3 protein-coding genes are annotated in these 1,553 nt (G+C 66.6%); 2 read left to right on the top strand and 1 reads right to left on the bottom strand.

What is annotated here, in order from left to right; translation table 11 throughout:
- Together FKP22_RS29930 and FKP22_RS29925 are read left to right on the top strand one after the other, a co-directional pair.
- Positions 1 to 708, top strand: a 708-nt coding sequence (locus tag FKP22_RS29930; protein ID WP_141291859.1) for a cytochrome-c peroxidase, incomplete at its 5' end; no start/stop codon positions are given.
- A gap of 186 nt (positions 709 to 894) precedes the next feature.
- On the top strand, positions 895 to 1,329 hold the full coding sequence (locus FKP22_RS29925; RefSeq protein WP_141291858.1) for a hypothetical protein: 435 nt from the start codon (positions 895 to 897) through the stop codon (positions 1,327 to 1,329).
- Here FKP22_RS29925 and FKP22_RS29920 read toward each other — a convergent pair.
- On the bottom strand, positions 1,316 to 1,553 hold a 238-nt coding region (locus tag FKP22_RS29920; RefSeq protein WP_141291857.1), incomplete at its 5' end, for a sensor histidine kinase. The two genes, FKP22_RS29925 and FKP22_RS29920, sit on opposite strands and share 14 nt — an antisense overlap.

Below are 1,553 nucleotides of genomic sequence, written 5' to 3'. Positions count from 1 at the left end.
GCGCAGGCGGCGCGGCTGAAGCAGGTTTTTGGCGAGGAAGCGATGGCCGACGACGCCCGCGCTTTCGACGCCGCGCTGCTGGCGCTGGAGGTCTTCCAGCAGTCGCCGGCCGAGTTCTATCCGTACAGCAGCCGGTATGACGAAGTGCTGCGCGGCAAGGCCCAGCTGACGGCGCAGGAGGCCCGTGGCCTCGCGCTGTTCAACGACCCGGCCAAGGGCAATTGCGCGGCCTGCCACCTGAGCCAGAAGACCCCCGACGGCGCCTTCCCGTTGTTCACCGACTTCGGCCTGATCGCACTCGGCGTGCCACGCAACCGCACGCTGCCGGCCAACGCCGACCCGCGCTTCTTCGACCTCGGCCTGTGCGGCCCGCTGCGCACCGACTTCCAGGACCGCCCGGCCTACTGCGGCCTGTTCCGCACGCCCTCGCTGCGCAACGTGGCGCTGCGCCGCAGCTTCTTCCACAACGGCCAGTTCCACACACTGGACGAAGTGCTTCGCTTCTACGCCCGGCGGGACACGCACCCGGCCGAGTTTTACCCACCGGGGCAGAAGTTCGACGACCTGCCGCCAGCCTTTCACGGCAACGTCAACACCGAGCCGCCATTCGACCGCCATGTGGGCGACAAACCGGCGCTGGACGACGCCGAGATCGCCGCCATCGTCGCCTTCCTGCAGACGCTGACCGACGCCGACCTGCGGCGCTGAGCCCCCCTTCTGGGGGATCTCGCCCGGTCGCAACTACGGCGCTTACCTGATGTGAGCGGCGCGGACGAACTCCTATCGTGCAGCTGTGCCTGATGCATCGGCACCTCGCCGGCACCGTCCGCGCAAGGCACACACATCGGCCTCATCAACAGGGGCCTTGCACAGAAACCCAAGGAGAGAACCATCATGAACATCATTCACCTGCAACGTACCAAGCGCCTGGCCAAGGCTGCCAGCTTCGGCCTCATCGTCTTCGCCGCGAGCGCGCAAGCCAGCACGCACCTCGACCTCACGATCGATGCACATGCCCACTGCATCGAAGCCGGAGGCGGCACGTACAACGTTTTCCCGCGCATCGCCCTGCCCATTGGTACCTGGAGCATGACGGTGTTGTCGAGCACGGTGGACCTCTGCCCGACCATTGGCTACTGCCCGCAACCCGAGGTCAACCTGAGCTTGTTCGGCAGCGACTTCCAATACGAGAAGGCCATGGTCGCCAAGCCGAATGTCAAGAAGACGATCGAGGTCACCGCCCCCAACGACAGCGTGTGGGGCTACATCACGGACGAATTCTGTTCGGACAACAGCGGCACCACCGTCGTGCGTTTCACGAAGAAGTAAAGGGGACACTGCGCTGTGGGCCTGGCTCGCCGGCCGGCCCCAGCGGCACCCACACGCAGAACGCGCTGCCTCGCCCCACGCGCGAGGCCACGCGCAAGCGAAAGCCGCTTTGCTCGCACAGCGTGCGCACGATGAACAGGCCCAGGCCGTGGCCTTCGGCCGCGGCGGCCGTGCCTTGCTGGAAGGGCTGTTGCAGCAGTTGCAGCTGGTCCGGCCGCAAACCG

It is taken from the genome of Ideonella azotifigens, from assembly GCF_006519715.1.
GTDB lineage: Bacteria > Pseudomonadota > Gammaproteobacteria > Burkholderiales > Burkholderiaceae_C > Ideonella > Ideonella azotifigens.
This window is presented reverse-complemented; position numbering and strand designations above follow the sequence as displayed.

Coding starts and splice junctions, on each gene's coding strand:
- FKP22_RS29925 (WP_141291858.1), top strand. CDS start 895: ATGAACATCATTCACCTGCAACGTACCAAGCGCCTGGCCAAGGCTGCC.